Source organism: Arthrobacter sp. AOP36-F1-5 (assembly GCF_058137995.1).
Genome location: NZ_CM176892.1, coordinates 2301901 through 2317538, shown reverse-complemented (window position 1 = coordinate 2317538; position 15638 = coordinate 2301901). Strand labels below are relative to the sequence as shown.

Sequence of the window (15638 nt, the reverse complement as noted above, 5' to 3'; positions counted from 1 at the left end):
GGGACATATGGAACGACGCCGCGGCGGGCGCAATGTCCGCGCGTGGGTTCGGGAGCCCGGGGGCGAACTACTAGACTGGGATCCGGAAACAGGACCACCCCAACCGTGAAAAGGGCCGTACATCTGCCATGTCTGAAGCCACGCCACCGAACGGTGGACCCGGAGGAACCGCACCGTCGGTTCCGCATCCCACCGACGAGGCGGCAGTCCAGGCTGCCGTCGACGCCGCCCTGTCGGCCATCGAGGCGGCCACCGATCTCGATATGCTCAAGCAGGCCCGGCTGGCCCATAGCGGAGAGAAGTCCCCGCTGGCCCTGGCCAACCGCGAAATCGGCCGGCTGGACAAGACCGAGAAGGCGACAGCCGGCAAGCTGATGGGCGGGGCCCGTGGCCGCGTCAACAAGGCCCTGGCCGCACGCACCATGGTCCTGGAGGAGGAGGACGCCGCACGGATCCTCATCGAGGAGGCCGTGGACGTCACCGCGGCGGCGCACCGCCGTCGTGCCGGGGCCCGGCACCCGCTGTCCACCCTGCAGGAACGGGTCAGCGATATCTTCGTGGGCATGGGCTGGGAGATCGCCGAGGGCCCCGAGGTCGAATCGGAATGGTTCAACTTCGACGCCCTGAACTTTGCCCCGGACCATCCGGCCCGCGACATGCAGGACACCTTCTTCATCGAACCCGCCGAGTCCCACCTGGTGATGCGTACCCACACCTCGCCGGTGCAGATCCGCTCGATGCTCGAGCGCGATCTGCCCGTCTATGTGCTGTGCCCGGGCAAGACGTTCCGCACCGACGAGCTCGACGCCACCCATACCCCGGTCTTCCACCAGTTCGAGGGCCTGGCCGTGGACAAGGGCCTGACCATGGCCGATCTGCGCGGCACCTTGGAACACTTCGCCCGGCAGATGTTCGGCCCCGATGCCGCGATCCGGCTGCGCCCGAACTTCTTCCCCTTCACCGAGCCCTCCGCCGAGCTGGACATCTTCCACCCCGGGGCCAAGGGAGGACCGGCCTGGATCGAATGGGGTGGCTGCGGGATGGTGCACCCCAATGTGTTGCGCGCCGCCGGCATCGACCCCGAGGAATACTCGGGCTTCGCCTTCGGCATGGGCATCGAACGCACGCTCATGTTCCGTAACGACGTCCCGGACATGCGCGACATGATCGAGGGCGACATCCGCTTCAGCGAACACTTCGGGATGGAGATCTAATCATGCGCATACCCCTTTCCTGGTTGCGCGAATACGCGCAGGTACCGGCCGACGCCACGGCCGAAGACGTCATGGCCGACCTCGTGCGGGTCGGCTTGGAGGAGGAGGACGTCCACCGTCCCACCGACTCCATCTCGGGTCCCATCGTCGTGGGCCGGGTCGAATCGTTGGTCAAGGAACCCCAGACGAACGGCAAGACCATCAACTGGTGCCAGGTCCGCGTGGTGCCCGAAGGGGCCACCCAGGACCTCACCCACGACGGGATCGACCCCTCGGGCGTGCAGGGCATCGTCTGCGGTGCGCACAACTTCGTCGAAGGCGACAAGGTCGTGGTCACCCTTCCCGGGGCCGTGCTGCCCGGCGACTTCGCCATCAGTGCCCGCAAGACCTACGGTCATGTCTCGGCAGGGATGATCGCCTCCTCCCGCGAACTGGGCATCGGTGATGACCACGACGGGATCATCGTGCTCTCGCGCCTGGGGCTGGACCCCGAGATCGGCTCCGATGCCATGGAGCTGTTGGGCCTGTACGACCAGGCGGCGGAAATCAACGTCACCCCGGACCGCAGCTACTGCTTCTCGATCCGCGGCGTCGCCCGCGAATACGCCCACGCCACGCACACCACCTTCACCGACCCGGCGGCGGGGGTCACCGTCCCCGCCGCGACCGGACCCGGATACCCGGTACGGATCGCCGACGATGCAGGAGCCTACGCGGCCCCCGGCTGCGACCGGTTCGTGGCCCGGACCGTCACCGGGGTGGACGCCTCGAGGCCGACCCCTCCCTGGATGGCCTCGCGGCTGACCCTGGCCGGAATGCGGACGATTTCACTGATCGTGGACATCTCCAACTACGTGATGCTCGAACTGGGCCAGCCGCTGCACTTCTATGATGCCGACGTCCTGCGCGGGGACATCGTGGTGCGTCGTGCCACGGCGGGGGAGCGCCTGAGGACGCTCGACGACAAGCAGCGGGAGCTGGACCCCCAGGACGTGGTGATCGCCGACGACCGGGGAGCCATCGGCATCGCCGGGGTCATGGGAGGCACCGAGACCGAGGTCTCGACGTCCACGGCCAACGTGCTCATCGAAGCCGCCCACTTCAGCCCGGTGGCCGTGGCCAGATCCCGTCGCCGGCACAGGCTACCCTCCGAGGCCTCCAAACGCTTCGAGCGCGGAGTCGACTGGGAAGTGGCCGACGAAGCCGCCCAACGCGCCGTCGAACTCCTGGTTGAACTGGCCGGCGGAACCGCCGAGGACACCGCGACCGACGAGGGCGCCCGGCCCGAACCACGCATCATCGATCTGCCCGAGGACTTCGCCTCGAAGCTGATCGGCGTCGACTACACCCCCGAACAGGTCACCGGAACGCTGAGGGATCTGGGTGCAACCGTGGAGCAGACCACCGCGGGGCTGCGGGTCACCGCACCGTCCTGGCGGCCCGATCTGCGCATCCGCGAGGACCTCGTGGAGGAGATCGCCCGGCTGGTCGGCTACGAGGAGATCCCCTCGACCCTTCCGGTGGCTCCCCCCGGGCGCGGCCTGACCCGGACCCAGCAGCAACGCCGCCGGGTGCTCCAGGGCCTCGCCGACGCCGGACTGACCGAGGTGCTGAGCTATCCGTTCGTGTCCCTGGCGCAGAACCAGACCTTCGGCGCGGCAACGGCCGGCACCGAGGTCGCGGCGGTGAAGCTGGCCAACCCGATCTCCACCGAGTTCGGGTTCCTGCGCACCAGCATCCTGCCCGGACTGCTGGAGACCGCGCGTCGGAACCACTCCAGGGGCTTCCGCGATCTGGCCCTCTACGAGGCCGGGTTGGTCTACCTGCCCGGTGAAACGCTGGGCACCGCGACGATCCCGCCGCTGGGTGAACGCCCCGCCGACGACGTCCTGGACGCACTGGATGACGGTCTGCCCGAACAGCCGCAGCATATCGGCGCCGTGTTGTTCGGCAACGATGCGGCCCCCGGCGTCGGGGTGGAGCCACGGGCCCACGACTGGGCCTCGGCCCTGGATGTGGCCCGACTGGTGGCAGACATCCTGGGGGTCGAACTGGTGGTGTCCCAGGGGACGCATCAGGCGTTCCACCCGGGGCGTACGGCCCGGCTGTCGTTGCGCACCGGCGAATACGTCGGCATCGCCGGGGAACTGCATCCCCGGTTGCTCGCCTCCTCCGGTCTACCAGCCCGCACGGTGGCGATGGAACTCGATGCCGACACGCTGTTCGCGGCGGCCGCGGACCTGGTCGTCGCCCGGGCCATCTCGACCTACCCCTTGTCCACGCAGGACGTGGCCCTGGTCGTGGATCGCGACGTGGTCGCCGGGGACGTGTTGGAAACCCTGCGCCTGGGAGCGGGGGAACTCCTGGAGGACGTCGCCCTGTTCGACGCATACCAGGGCCCGGGGATCGAGGAAGGCAAGAAATCGTTGGCCTTCGGTTTGCGCTTCCGCGCCGAGGACCGGACGTTGACCGCCGACGAGGCCTCGGCCTCGAGGGCGGCGGCCGTGGCCGCGGCCGCCGAGAAGTTCGGTGCCGTCCAGCGCTGAACCAGCCCGCAGCATGACGACGGGGCCGGAACCTCCCAGCAGGGGTTCCGGCCCCGCCGTCGTCCGGGGGGGACGGCCTCCGGGGGTGTCAACCCCTGCTGAGCGAATCCTGCCCGGACGGCTCCTGCCCGGTCTGCTCCCCGGCGGCCCGCCGGTAGGCCGATCCATCCAGGGAACGGGTGAGCAGACCCGCGTCCACCAGGTAGCGGCGCAGCGTCACCACATCGGAGGTCAACGCCTCCAACCGGCGGTTCAGCTCACCCTCGGTGAGGACCTCCTCGGGGGCCAGTGCCCGGAGTGCGGCCCAGCCCAGCAGCCGGCGGCGTGGTCCGGGTTTGGCCGGATAGGTGTGGATGCGCCCGTCGTCCACGAAACGGTCCAGGACCTCGTCCCCGGTGGCCCCGGAACGCGTCGGCGTCGGCGTCGAGAGCAGGCTGCGCAGTCCGGCGGCGTCGACCCTCCAATCGCCGTCCGTTCCGGCCAGCACCCCGGAGCCGGCCAGCCGGTCCAGGCCCTTGCTCCGCCGGGCATCCGAAACCACGGTCCCCTCCCGGGCGGCCTCGGCGATGATGACCTCGGCCAGCAGCAGGCGCTGCTCGGCATTGGCCAGGGCCGCCACCACCGGGCGCCACCGCTGGGGGCCCGGTGCCTCATCGTCGTGCCGTGTCATGTTCCTCCTGCGTATGTGGATCAGGCGTTGGCGTTGCTGGAATCCGGCAGCAGGATCACCTTGCCGGTCGTGGCCCGTGAGGCCAAGGCCGTATGGGCCTGCCCGGCCTGCTCCAGCGGGAACCGGGCGCCGATGGCCACCTTCAGCGTCCCCTCGGCCACCAGGGAGAACATCTCCTGGGCCCGCCACCGGCGCTCGGGGCCGTCCAGGAGGAAATCGGAGAGCTTGGGCCGGGTGACGGTCAACGAACCGTGGGAGTTCAGCCGCTGCAGGTCAAAGGGAGGGACCTGTCCGGAGGCGCCGCCGAAGAGCACCAGGGTGCCGCGGATGCGCAGGGAGGCCAGCGAACCCTCGAAGGTGTCCTTGCCGATGCCGTCGTAGACCACGTCGACGCCGCGGCCGTCGGTGAGCTCCCGCACGCGGTCGGGGACCTCGGCGTAGGAGAGCACGTGGTCGGCTCCGGCGGCCCGGGCCAATTCGGCCTTTTCCTCCGTCGACGTGGTGGTGATGACCGTGGCTCCGCGCAGCTTGAGCAGCTGGATCAGCAGTTGGCCGACCCCGCCGGCGCCGGCATAGGTCAGCACGGTGTCCCCGGGGCCGACCTTGAAGCTGTTGTTGATCAGGTAGTGGGCGGTGAAGCCCTGCAGCGGGAGTGCCCCGGCCACCTCGTCGGAGACCCCCTCGGGGACCGGGAAGGCCTTCTCGGCGTCCACCAGCATGTACTCGGCGTAGCTTCCGGTCCCCTCGGAGGTGGCGACCCGGTCCCCGACGGCATGGTCGGTGACCCCCTCGCCGACGGCCTCCACGGTGCCGGAGCCCTCGGTGCCGGGGACGAACGGGTACTGGACCGGGTAGACCCCCGAACGCTGGTAGGTTTCAATGAAGTTCACTCCCACGGCGGCCAGACGGACCAACAGCTGGCCGGGTCCGGGGGCGGGGCGTTCGACGTCCACCAGTTCGAAGACCTCGGGGCCGCCTGCCTGGGGGATCCGTAGTGCGTGGGGCATGGGAAGACTCCTTCGTTCGTGATGGTCTGCCCAGCCTAGGTGGTCCGGGCGCCGGGTGCTTGGCGGAGGGCGAAGATGACCCCGATGTATGAATAATTATTAGCCATGGTGCATAAGAGCGTTGTAGGCTGGGGCCATGAGTATTTCGGTAGCCGTTTCCGGGGCCAGTGGATATGCCGGCGGAGAGGTCCTGCGCCTGCTGGCGCAGCACCCCGACGTCACGATCGGGGCCATCACCGCCCATAGCAATGCCGGGCAGCGACTGGGCAGCTTGCAACCGCACCTGCATGCGCTCGCCGACCGCATTCTGGTGGACACGACCGCGGAGAACCTCGCCGGGCACGACGTCGTCTTCCTGGCCCTGCCGCACGGGGCCAGCGCCGCCCTGGCCGCCGAGCTGCCCGAAGACACCGTGGTCATCGACGCCGGGGCGGACCACCGGCTCTCCTCGCCCCAGGCCTGGGAGAAGTACTACGGCGGGGAGCACGCAGGACACTGGCCCTACGGATTGCCCGAAATGCCCGGGCACCGCGAGAAGCTGCGCGGGGCCACCCGCATCGCCGTCCCCGGGTGCTACCCGACCTCGGCCCAACTGGCCCTGGTCCCCGGTTTCACCGCGGGTCTGCTGGAGACGGACGACGTCGTCATCATCTCGGCCTCGGGCACCTCGGGGGCCGGCAAATCGATGAAGCCCCACCTGCTGGGCTCCGAGGTCATCGGCGGCATGAGCCCCTACGGGGTGGGCGGGATGCACCGGCACACCCCGGAAATGGAACAGGGGTTCAGCGCCGCGGCCGGCGAACCGGTCACCGTCTCCTTCACCCCGACCCTGGCTCCGATGGCCCGCGGCATCCTGGCCACGGCCACCGCACGGGTCAAACCCGGCGTCGAAGCCGCCGCCCTGCGGGCCGCCTGGGCCACCGCCTACGCGGATGAACCCTTCGTGCACCTGCTGCCCGAAGGCCAGTGGCCCACGACCAAGGCCGTGCAGGCCTCCAACCACGCCCAGCTGCAGCTGGCCTTCGACGACCATGCGGGCCGCGTCATCGTGGTCTGCGCCATCGACAACCTCACCAAGGGGACCGCCGGTGGGGCCGTGCAATCGATGAACCTCTCCCTGGGTCTGCCCGAAACCCGGGGACTCGACATGGAAGGGATCGCCCCGTGAACCACGCCCCTGAGCACCACACCCCGCAGGGGGTCACCGCCGCCGCGGGATTCCGTGCCGTCGGCATCACCGCCGGCCTGAAGGCCTCGGGCACCCCCGACCTGGCCCTGGTGGTCAATGACGGGCCGGCCAAGAACGCCGCAGCGGTCTTCACCACCAACCGGGTGGCGGCGGCCCCCATCCACTGGTCCCGGAAGGTGATCGCCGACGGCCGGGCCGAGGCAGTGATCCTGAACTCCGGGGGAGCCAATGCCTGCACCGGCGCCGAAGGCCACGCCAACACCCGGGCCACCGCTGAGGCCACCGCCGACGCGCTCGGGGTCGACGCCGGGGACCTGCTGGTCTGCTCCACGGGGCTGATCGGCGAACAACTACCGATGGACAAGATCACCGCAGGCATCGGCACCGCCTGCGCGGCCCTGGAGGCAGGATCCGGGCCCGACGGCGGGGCCGATGCCGCCACCGCGATCATGACCACCGACTCGGTCCCCAAACAGGCGGGTTTCTCCTGCGCCGGATACGCCATCGGCGGCATGGCCAAGGGGGCCGGCATGCTGGCCCCGGGGCTGGCCACGATGCTGGTGGTCATCACCACCGATGCCGCGCTCGAGGCCCCCGAACTCGATGCCGCCCTGCGCGCCGCCACCCGGGTCAGTTTCGACCGGGCGGACTCCGATGGCTGCATGTCCACCAACGACACGGTCCTGCTGCTGGCCTCCGGGGCCTCGGGAATCCGGCCCGATCTCGCCGAATTCACCCACGGGCTCACCGGGGTGTGCACCGACCTGGCCCATCAGCTCATCGCCGACGCCGAGGGCGCCGCCCACGAAATCAGCATCCGGTCCTTCAACGCCGCCAGCGAGGACGACGCCGAAGAGGTCTCCCGTTCCGTGGCGCGCTCCAACCTGTTCAAGACCGCGATCTTCGGCCAGGACCCCAACTGGGGCCGGGTGCTCTCCGCCGTGGGAACCACCGCCGCCGCCTTCGACCCCGACGAGCTCGACGTCGCCATCAACGGCGTCCAGGTCTGCCGCGCCGGAGGCATCGGCGAAGACCGCTCGCTCGTGGACCTGACCGGCCGGAAGGTGCTGGTGGAGATCGATCTGCATGCCGGCGAGGCCGAGGCGACGATCTGGACCAACGACCTCACCCACGACTACGTCCACGAGAACTCCGCCTACTCCAGCTAGGACCGCCGCGCATGAACACCGACACCCCGAACGGCCCCGAGGGCACACTGACCGGCGACGCCTGGGACACAGCCCACCGCAAGGCCGAGGCGTTGATCGAGGCCCTGCCCTGGATCCAGCACTTCGCCGGCAGCACGATGGTCATCAAATACGGCGGGAACGCCATGGTCAACGACGAGCTGCGCCGGGCCTTCGCCGAAGACATCGTCTTCCTGCACCATGCCGGCATCCACCCCGTCGTCGTCCACGGGGGCGGGCCGCAGATCAGCTCGATGCTCGAACGACTGGGCATCGACTCCGAATTCCGCGGCGGACTGCGGGTGACCACCCCCGAGGCCATGGACGTGGTGCGCATGGTGCTGACCGGGCAGGTCGGCCGCGAACTGGTCGGGCTGGTCAACTCCCACGGCCCCTACGCCGTCGGACTCTCCGGGGAGGACGGCGGCCTGCTGCAGGCCGTCCGGACCGGGACCGTCATCGACGGGGAATCGGTGGACCTGGGGCTGGTCGGGGAGGTGACCGGGGTCGAACCGCGCGCCCTGGTCGACCTGCTCGGCGCCGGCCGCATCCCGGTGATCTCCACCATCGCCCCCGAGGTCGACGACGACGGCGAACCCACCGGGCAGGTCCTCAACGTCAACGCCGATACCGCCGCCGCCGCAGTGGCCTCGGCCCTGGGAGCCTCCAAGCTGGTCATCCTCACCGACGTGGAGGGCCTCTACTCGGACTGGCCCGACCGGTCCTCATTGGTCTCCTCGCTGACCGTCGCGGAATTGCGCCGGATGATGCCGCGTCTGGAATCGGGCATGATCCCCAAGATGGAGGCCTGCCTGAAGGCGGTCGATGACGGCGTCGAACGCGCCCATATCGTTGATGGACGCCAACCCCATTCGATGCTGTTGGAGGTCTTCACCTCGGCAGGCGTCGGCACCCAGGTCGTTCCCGAGGAGGAACCGTGAGCCAGAACCCCCAGAAATCCAGCCCGAAGCGGACCTCCGGGCGCCACACGGCCTCCCCGCTGGGGCAGACCGGTGAACTGGAGGCCCTGCAGGGGCTGGCCTCCACCGAACTGACCGACCGCTACAACGCCTCGCTGATGGGGGTGTTCGGGACACCCCAGCGGGTCCTGGTGCGCGGATCCGGTTGCGTGGTCTGGGATGCCGACGGGCGTGAATACCTCGATCTGCTCGGGGGCATCGCCGTCAACGCCCTGGGCCATGCCCACCCGTTCCTCACCTCGGTGGTCTCCAGCCAGCTGGCCACCCTGGGACACGTGTCGAACTTCTTCACCAGTCCCACCCAGATCGCCCTGGCGGAAAAACTACTCTCCCTCGCCCGGGCCCCCCACGGGTCGAAGGTCTTCTTCGCCAACTCGGGGACCGAGGCCAACGAGGCGGCCTTCAAACTGGCCCGGCGTAACGACGGGGCGGGCAGCGGAACCGCCAGGACGCGGATCATCGCCCTGGAGAACGCCTTCCACGGCCGCTCCATGGGCGCGCTGGCACTGACCTGGAAGCAGGCTTACCGCGAGCCCTTCGAACCGTTGCCCGGCGGGGTGGAATGGGTGCCGGCCGGAGACGCGGCGGCTCTGCGGGCCGCCGTGGATGAGACCGTGGCCGCGGTCTTCATCGAACCCGTCCAGGGCGAGGCCGGAGTCCGCGGATACCCCGAGGGCTACCTGCAGGCGGCCAGGAGGATCACCGAGGAGGCCGGGGCCCTGCTCATCATCGACGAGGTCCAGACCGGCATCGGGCGGACCGGGGCCTGGTTCGCCTCGGAGGAGATCATCCCCGACGCGATCACCCTGGCCAAGGGGCTGGGCGGCGGATTCCCGATCGGGGCGCTGATCACCTTCGGCGAGCCCGTTTCCTCCTTGTTGGGTCCGGGCCAACACGGCACCACCTTCGGCGGGAACCCCGCAGCCACGGCGTCCGCGCTGGCGACCTTGCACGTCCTGGAAGGCCAGGACGTGCTGGCCCACGTCCGCGACACCTCGGCCGCCCTGGCCGAGGCCCTGCAGGAGCTGGACTGCGTCACCGCGGTGCGAGCCCACGGTCTGCTGGTGGGCTTCGATCTGGCCACCGAGGTGGCTCCCGCCGTCGTGCGGGCAGGACTCGAGGCGGGGTTCATCATCAACTCCACCGGCCCGGCCACGCTGCGGCTGGCCCCGCCGTTGATCATCACCATGGAACAGCTCAGGGGCTTCGTCGACGCCCTGCCCGGGCTCTACGCCACCGCCATCGCACAGGAGAACTAAGTGAGCACCGCAACCATTCGTCATTTCCTGGTCGATACCGACCTCACCCAGGCCGAACAGACCGAGGTCCTGGACCTGGCCGCGGCCATGAAGGCCGACCGGTACGGATACCACCCCTATGCCGGACCGCAAACCGTTGCCGTCTTCTTCGACAAGACCTCCACCCGGACCAGGGTCTCCTTTGCCGCAGGGGTCGCCGAACTCGGTGGCCAGCCGCTGATCATCAACCCCGGTGAATCCCAATTGGGCCATAAGGAATCGATCGCCGACTCGGCGCGGGTGCTCGGGCGCATGGTCTCCACGATCGTCTGGCGCACCTACGCCCAAGCGGGGCTGGAGGAGATGGCAACCCATAGCCGGGTGCCGGTGATCAACTCGCTCTCCGACGAATACCACCCCTGCCAGCTGCTGGCCGATCTGCTGACCGTCCGCGAGCATAAGGGAAAGCTAGCGGGACTCTCCATGGCCTACCTCGGTGATGCGGCGAACAACATGGCCAACTCCTATCTGCTGGCCGGGGTGACCGCGGGGATGCACGTACGCATCGCCGGGCCCGCAGGCCATCTGCCCGACGAGGCGGTGGTCGCCGCGGCCCGGGACCGTGGAGCCGAAACCGGGGGGACGGTGACGATCACCAGCGACCCATCCGAGGCGCTCTCCGGTGTCGACGTCGTGGCCACCGACACGTGGGTTTCCATGGGGCAGGAAGACGAGAAGGCCGAACGCGTGAAGCTCTTCGGCCGCTACCGGGTCGACGAGGCCGCGATGGCGTTGGCGGCACCCGAGGCGATCGTGCTGCACTGCCTGCCGGCCTACCGCGAATACGAGATCGCGGCCGAGGTCATCGACGGCGACCAATCGGTGGTGTGGGACGAGGCGGAAAACCGGTTGCATGCGCAGAAGGCCCTGATGGCCTGGCTGATGGCCTCCTCGGGGCTGGCAGCAGCCCCGAGCCTCGAGGAGGGGGCGCGACGATGAGCCTGCAGCCGGGGGTCCAGCCCACCACGAAAATTGCCCGTCAAGCGCGGATCAAGGCCATCCTCGGGGCGGGGTCGGTCAGGTCCCAGGCCGAACTGGCGGCGCTGCTGGCGGCCGACGGCGTCCAGGTCACCCAGGCCACCTTGTCCCGTGACCTGGTGGAACTGGGGGCGATCAGGGTCCGCGGGGTGGAAGGCGGGCTCGTCTACGCCTTGCGCTCCGAAGGAGGGGACCGGTCGCCGCAGACCGGTGTCACCCAGGAAGTCCTCGATGCGCGGCTGGCGAAGCTCTCCGCCGAGTTGATCGTCACCGCCGAGGCCTCGGCGAACATCGTCATCCTGCGCACCCCTCCGGGGGCGGCGAACTTCCTGGCCTTGTCGATCGACCATTCGATCATGCCCGATGTGCTGGGCACGATCGCGGGGGACGACACCGTCATGTTGATAACGCGCGACCCCCAGGGCGGCGAGGAGATCGCCGCCCGTTTCCTGGAGCTGGCCAACACGCAGTAACGCCCACCCCGGGCCGGTCATGTGCTGACCGGCCCGGGGTGGGCGGGGAGGCTCCGACGTCCTAGAGCCCCGGGATGCTCATGGTCTCGTCCTTGGACGGGGCCTCATGTTCGTCGACGTCGTTCCAATCGCTGAACGTCACGGCTCCGCCGTCGTCGGAATCCTTCTCATCCGAGAAGCCCTCGACCTTCAGCAGGTAGGGCTCCCCTTCCGAGGCAACCCAGAAGGCCTTGTCCCCGTTGGCGTACTTATACGCCTCCTGGCCGTCGACTTCCTCGACCGACTTATCCGTGTACTCCTCCAGGTCGCTGTCCTCCGGGCCTTCCTCGAGCAGTGAATCGAGCATGGACCCGACCGAGAACTCATTGAACTCCTCGGGGTCGGCGACGGAAATCCACTTGTCCCCGGCCAGGCTGGAGAGCATTTCTCCGGCACCCTCGCCGGCGTTCTCGTTCCAGAAGTCCTTATTGGCCTTGAGGTAGGCGGTCTCGTCGACGGTCAGGATGGTCACTTTGCCCTGGTCCTGGGTGGCCTTGGCCAAGGAGTTGGATCCGTCACGGGTGCCGGAGATGTCGATGGACAGGTCCTTGCCGTCCTGGACGACGTCACCGTTGATGGCGACGCTCTCGGCGTTCTTCACGGCCTCGGTGGTCTTCGGGAAGATCTCCGACGCGTCGGGGACCGAACTCCCGCAACTGGACAGCCCCAGCAGCAGGATGGCTGCGGCAGGGACGATGAGGGCGGGGTTCCTACGGGATTTCAACAACAGGTATTTCCTCCGGTGCGAATGGATGCGGGTAGGCGCGGTTCGCCGCGCCGTCATCCATCGTAGGAGAAGTGCTGCCTCAGCGCTGGTCTGACCCGCCCGAGGGCGAATGCTTCTCGAGCACTTCGCGCATGGCGGGCAGTTCGAACATCTCGGTCACGGCCCAGGCGTTCTGGGGGCCCAGTTTCGGGTCAGCGCCGGACTCCAGCAGGAAGCGGGTGAGGTCGGCATTCTGTCGGAACACCGCGCAGGTCAACGCCGATTGGCCCTTGTCGTTGAGCCGGTCCACGGTGGCGCCGAGTTCGACCAGGCCGCGCACCAGGTCGTTATGCCCGTTGTAGGCGGCAAGGATCAGCAGGGTGTCGCCCTTGGGGTTCGTCAAGTCAACGGGCAGGCCCTCCCCGATGAGGGCCAACAGCTTCGCCGCTTCCCCTTGACGGGCAAGGTCGAAGGTGGAATGAAGGAAGGCAAGTTCTTCGTCGCTGAGTTCTGGCACTGGCTGGTTGGCGGGCTCTGTCATGCCCACCAGCCTACCGCCAGCCGGTGGGGGCTGCATTGCATCGCGTGCATAATTATGTAGACTTGTGAATAAGAACAGATCTTGATCGGCGCGGACCACGTGTCGAACCCCATTCCCAGAGGAGAAACCCCGTGAAGGAACGCATTGTCCTGGCCTACTCCGGCGGCCTGGATACGTCCGTGGCCATCGGTTGGATCGCTGAAGCCACCGGTGCCGAGGTCATCGCCGTCGCGGTCGACGTGGGCCAAGGCGGCGAATCCCTGGAAACGGTGCGTGAACGCGCCCTGGGCTGCGGCGCGGTCGAGGCCTACGTGGCCGACGCCCGCGACGAGTTCGCCAACGAATACTGCATGCCCACGCTGCAGACCGGGGCCCTCTACCAGGACCACTACCCGCTGATTTCCGCGATCTCCCGCCCGGTGATCGTCAAGCACCTGGTCACCGCCGCCAAGCAGTTCGGGGCCACCACCGTGGCCCATGGCTGCACCGGCAAGGGCAACGACCAGGTCCGCTTCGAGGTCGGCATCCAGACCATCGGCCCCGAACTGAAGTGCATCGCCCCGGTCCGTGACCTGGCGCTGACCCGCGACAAGGCGATCGAATACGCGGAGAAGAACGACCTGCCCATCGAAACGACCAAGAACAACCCGTTCTCGATCGACCAGAACGTCTGGGGCCGCGCGGTAGAAACCGGCTTCCTCGAGGACATCTGGAACGCCCCGACCAAGGACGTGTACAGCTACACCGATTCCCCCGAGTTCCCCCCGGCACCCGACGAGGTGACCATCTCCTTCCGCCAGGGCATCCCGGTGGCCATCGACGGGGTGGCCGTGACCCCGCTGGAGGCCATCGAGCAGATGAACCGCCGCGCCGGCGCCCAGGGGATCGGCCGCATCGACATCGTCGAGGACCGCCTGGTGGGCATCAAATCCCGAGAGATCTACGAGGCCCCGGGCCCGATGGCGCTGATGGAAGCACATAAGCACCTGGAGAACATCACGCTCGAACGCGAGCAGGCACGCTTCAAGGCGACGGTCTCCCAACGCTGGAGCGAATTGGTCTACGACGGCCAGTGGTTCTCCCCGCTGAAGCGTTCGCTGGACACCTTCGTGGCCGACACCCAGCGCCACGTCAACGGAGACATCCGCATGGTCATGCATGGTGGCCGTGCCGTCGTGGAGGGACGCCGCTCGGAGACCGGGCTGTACCGCTTCGATCTGGCCACCTACGACACCGGGGACACCTTCGACCAGTCCAGCGCCCGCGGCTTCATCGACATCTTCGGACTCTCGGCCAAGGTTGCCACGGAGCGCGACGAGCGCGTGGCCGAGGGCAAGTAGGCATGACCCAGGCACATGGCACCAACGAAGGAGCCCTGTGGGGCGGCCGGTTCTCCGGCGGCCCCGCGGACGCCCTGGCCGCACTGAGCAAATCCACGGATTTCGACTGGCGGCTGGCCCGCTACGACATCGCCGGATCCCGGGCCCATGCCCGGGTCCTGCACACCGCGGGGCTGCTGGACGAGAACGAACTGCAGGGCATGATCGAGGCCCTGGACCAGCTGGAATCAGATGTCACCGACGGCAGCTACGTCGCCGCGGAATCGGATGAGGACGTCCATGGTTCGCTCGAACGCGGGCTGATCGAACGGGCCGGACCGACGCTGGGCGGCAAGCTGCGCGCCGGACGCTCACGCAACGACCAGATCGCCACGCTGGGGCGGATGTTCCTGCGCGACCATGCCCGGGTCATCGCCCGGGGCGTGCTGGCGACCATCGAGGCGCTGATCGAGCAGGCCGAGGCCCACCCCGGGGCCGCGATGCCCGGGCGCACCCATCTGCAGCACGCCCAACCCGTGCTGCTGGGCCACCACCTGCTGGCCCACGCCTGGGCACTGCTACGTGATCTCCAGCGTCTGGCCGACTGGGACCGCCGGGCCGCGGTGTCCCCGTACGGTTCCGGGGCACTGGCCGGCTCATCACTGGGACTGGATCCGAACGCCGTCGCCGCGGAACTGGGCTTCGATTCGGCCAGCTGGAACTCCATCGACGGAACGGCAGGCCGGGATGTCTTCGCCGAGTATTCGTGGGTCGCCGCGATGATCGGGGTGGACCTGTCCCGGATCTCCGAGGAGGTCATCCTCTGGGCGACCAAGGAATTCTCCTTCGTCACCTTGCATGATTCCTACTCCACGGGCTCCTCGATCATGCCGCAGAAGAAGAACCCCGACGTCGCCGAACTGGCCCGCGGCAAAGCGGGACGACTCATCGGCGACCTGACCGGGTTGCTGGCCACGCTCAAGGGGCTTCCGCTGGCCTACAACCGGGATCTCCAGGAGGACAAGGAACCGGTGTTCGATGCCACCGACACCCTGGAACTGCTGCTTCCCGCGGTATCGGGAATGATCGCCACGCTCGATTTCAACACCGAACGGATGGCCGACCTGGCCCCCCAGGGCTTCGCGCTGGCCACCGATATCGCCGAATGGCTGGTCCGCCAGGGGGTTCCCTTCCGGGATGCCCACGAGCTCTCCGGCTCGGCCGTCCGGGTGGCGGAAGCACGGGGGGTGGAACTGTGGGATCTGACCGACGAGGAATTCGCCGCGATCTCACCGGAACTGACCCCCGCGGTCCGAGAGGTCCTCAGCACCGCCGGGTCGCTGGCCTCACGTTCCTCGCAGGGAGGCACGGCCCCCGCCGCCGTCGCCGCCCAGCTGGCCGCACTGAAGGAGCAGCTGGGGGACCTGCGCGACTTCGCGGCCTGAAGCGCAGCACCGGCAGGGCCCACCGCCGTCGTCCAGCGCGGACGAC

14 protein-coding genes are annotated in these 15638 nt (G+C 68.6%); 10 read left to right on the top strand and 4 right to left on the bottom strand.

All coding sequences use genetic code 11. From position 1 onward, the window contains the following. The first annotated feature begins 128 nt into the window (after window positions 1–128). Together pheS and pheT are read left to right on the top strand one after the other, a co-directional pair. Window positions 129–1214 (top strand): phenylalanine--tRNA ligase subunit alpha, encoded by a 1086-nt coding sequence (gene pheS, locus AC3ZI9_RS10590; RefSeq protein WP_489923579.1) that lies wholly within the window; start codon window positions 129–131, stop codon window positions 1212–1214. A gap of 2 nt (window positions 1215–1216) precedes the next feature. Then, on the top strand, window positions 1217–3760 hold the full coding sequence (gene pheT, locus AC3ZI9_RS10585) for a phenylalanine--tRNA ligase subunit beta (protein ID WP_444554579.1): 2544 nt from the start codon (window positions 1217–1219) through the stop codon (window positions 3758–3760). Window positions 3761–3848: 88 nt separating this feature from the next. Here pheT and AC3ZI9_RS10580 read toward each other — a convergent pair whose 3' ends face one another. Beyond that, window positions 3849–4430, bottom strand: coding sequence for a DUF2087 domain-containing protein (locus tag AC3ZI9_RS10580; RefSeq protein ID WP_444554578.1), 582 nt, complete (start codon window positions 4428–4430; stop codon window positions 3849–3851). A 20-nt stretch (window positions 4431–4450) separates the two neighbouring features. Further along, the gene (locus AC3ZI9_RS10575) at window positions 4451–5437 is read right to left on the bottom strand and encodes a quinone oxidoreductase family protein (protein ID WP_444554577.1); all 987 of its coding nucleotides are present in this window, start codon (window positions 5435–5437) and stop codon (window positions 4451–4453) included. A 136-nt stretch (window positions 5438–5573) separates the two neighbouring features. On the opposite strand from AC3ZI9_RS10575, the gene argC reads away from it, so the two are divergent. From argC to AC3ZI9_RS10545, 6 genes are read left to right on the top strand one after another with little or no spacing between them, the layout of a single operon-like run. Next, the gene (gene argC, locus AC3ZI9_RS10570; RefSeq protein ID WP_489923578.1) at window positions 5574–6605 is read left to right on the top strand and encodes an N-acetyl-gamma-glutamyl-phosphate reductase; all 1032 of its coding nucleotides are present in this window, start codon (window positions 5574–5576) and stop codon (window positions 6603–6605) included. Then, window positions 6602–7795, top strand: coding sequence for a bifunctional glutamate N-acetyltransferase/amino-acid acetyltransferase ArgJ (gene argJ, locus AC3ZI9_RS10565; RefSeq protein ID WP_489923577.1), 1194 nt, complete (start codon window positions 6602–6604; stop codon window positions 7793–7795). Before argC ends, argJ begins: the two co-directional genes overlap by 4 nt. An 11-nt stretch (window positions 7796–7806) precedes the next feature. Then, on the top strand, window positions 7807–8754 hold the full coding sequence (gene argB / locus AC3ZI9_RS10560) for an acetylglutamate kinase (RefSeq protein ID WP_444554574.1): 948 nt from the start codon (window positions 7807–7809) through the stop codon (window positions 8752–8754). A gap of 59 nt (window positions 8755–8813) precedes the next feature. Beyond that, window positions 8814–10052 carry an acetylornithine transaminase gene (locus tag AC3ZI9_RS10555; protein WP_444561863.1) on the top strand — a complete coding sequence of 413 codons (1239 nt, stop codon included), beginning with the start codon at window positions 8814–8816 and terminating at the stop codon, window positions 10050–10052. Beyond that, window positions 10053–11030, top strand: coding sequence for an ornithine carbamoyltransferase (argF, locus tag AC3ZI9_RS10550; RefSeq protein ID WP_444554573.1), 978 nt, complete (start codon window positions 10053–10055; stop codon window positions 11028–11030). Then, entirely contained in the window at window positions 11027–11542 is a 516-nt protein-coding gene (locus tag AC3ZI9_RS10545) for an arginine repressor (protein ID WP_444554572.1), read from the top strand. The genes argF and AC3ZI9_RS10545 overlap by 4 nt, the downstream gene beginning before the upstream one ends. Window positions 11543–11603: 61 nt before the next feature. Here AC3ZI9_RS10545 and AC3ZI9_RS10540 read toward each other — a convergent pair whose 3' ends face one another. Beyond that, window positions 11604–12308 carry a hypothetical protein gene (locus AC3ZI9_RS10540; protein WP_444554571.1) on the bottom strand — a complete coding sequence of 235 codons (705 nt, stop codon included), beginning with the start codon at window positions 12306–12308 and terminating at the stop codon, window positions 11604–11606. A gap of 79 nt (window positions 12309–12387) precedes the next feature. Next, window positions 12388–12828 (bottom strand): ankyrin repeat domain-containing protein, encoded by a 441-nt coding sequence (locus tag AC3ZI9_RS10535; protein WP_444554570.1) that lies wholly within the window; start codon window positions 12826–12828, stop codon window positions 12388–12390. Window positions 12829–12959: 131 nt separating this feature from the next. Here AC3ZI9_RS10535 and AC3ZI9_RS10530 point away from each other — a divergent pair, with 131 nt between their 5' ends. Beyond that, entirely contained in the window at window positions 12960–14168 is a 1209-nt protein-coding gene (locus AC3ZI9_RS10530; protein ID WP_444554569.1) for an argininosuccinate synthase, read from the top strand. A 2-nt stretch (window positions 14169–14170) separates the two neighbouring features. Next, entirely contained in the window at window positions 14171–15592 is a 1422-nt protein-coding gene (gene argH / locus AC3ZI9_RS10525; RefSeq protein ID WP_444554568.1) for an argininosuccinate lyase, read from the top strand. Window positions 15593–15638: the final 46 nt, after the last annotated feature.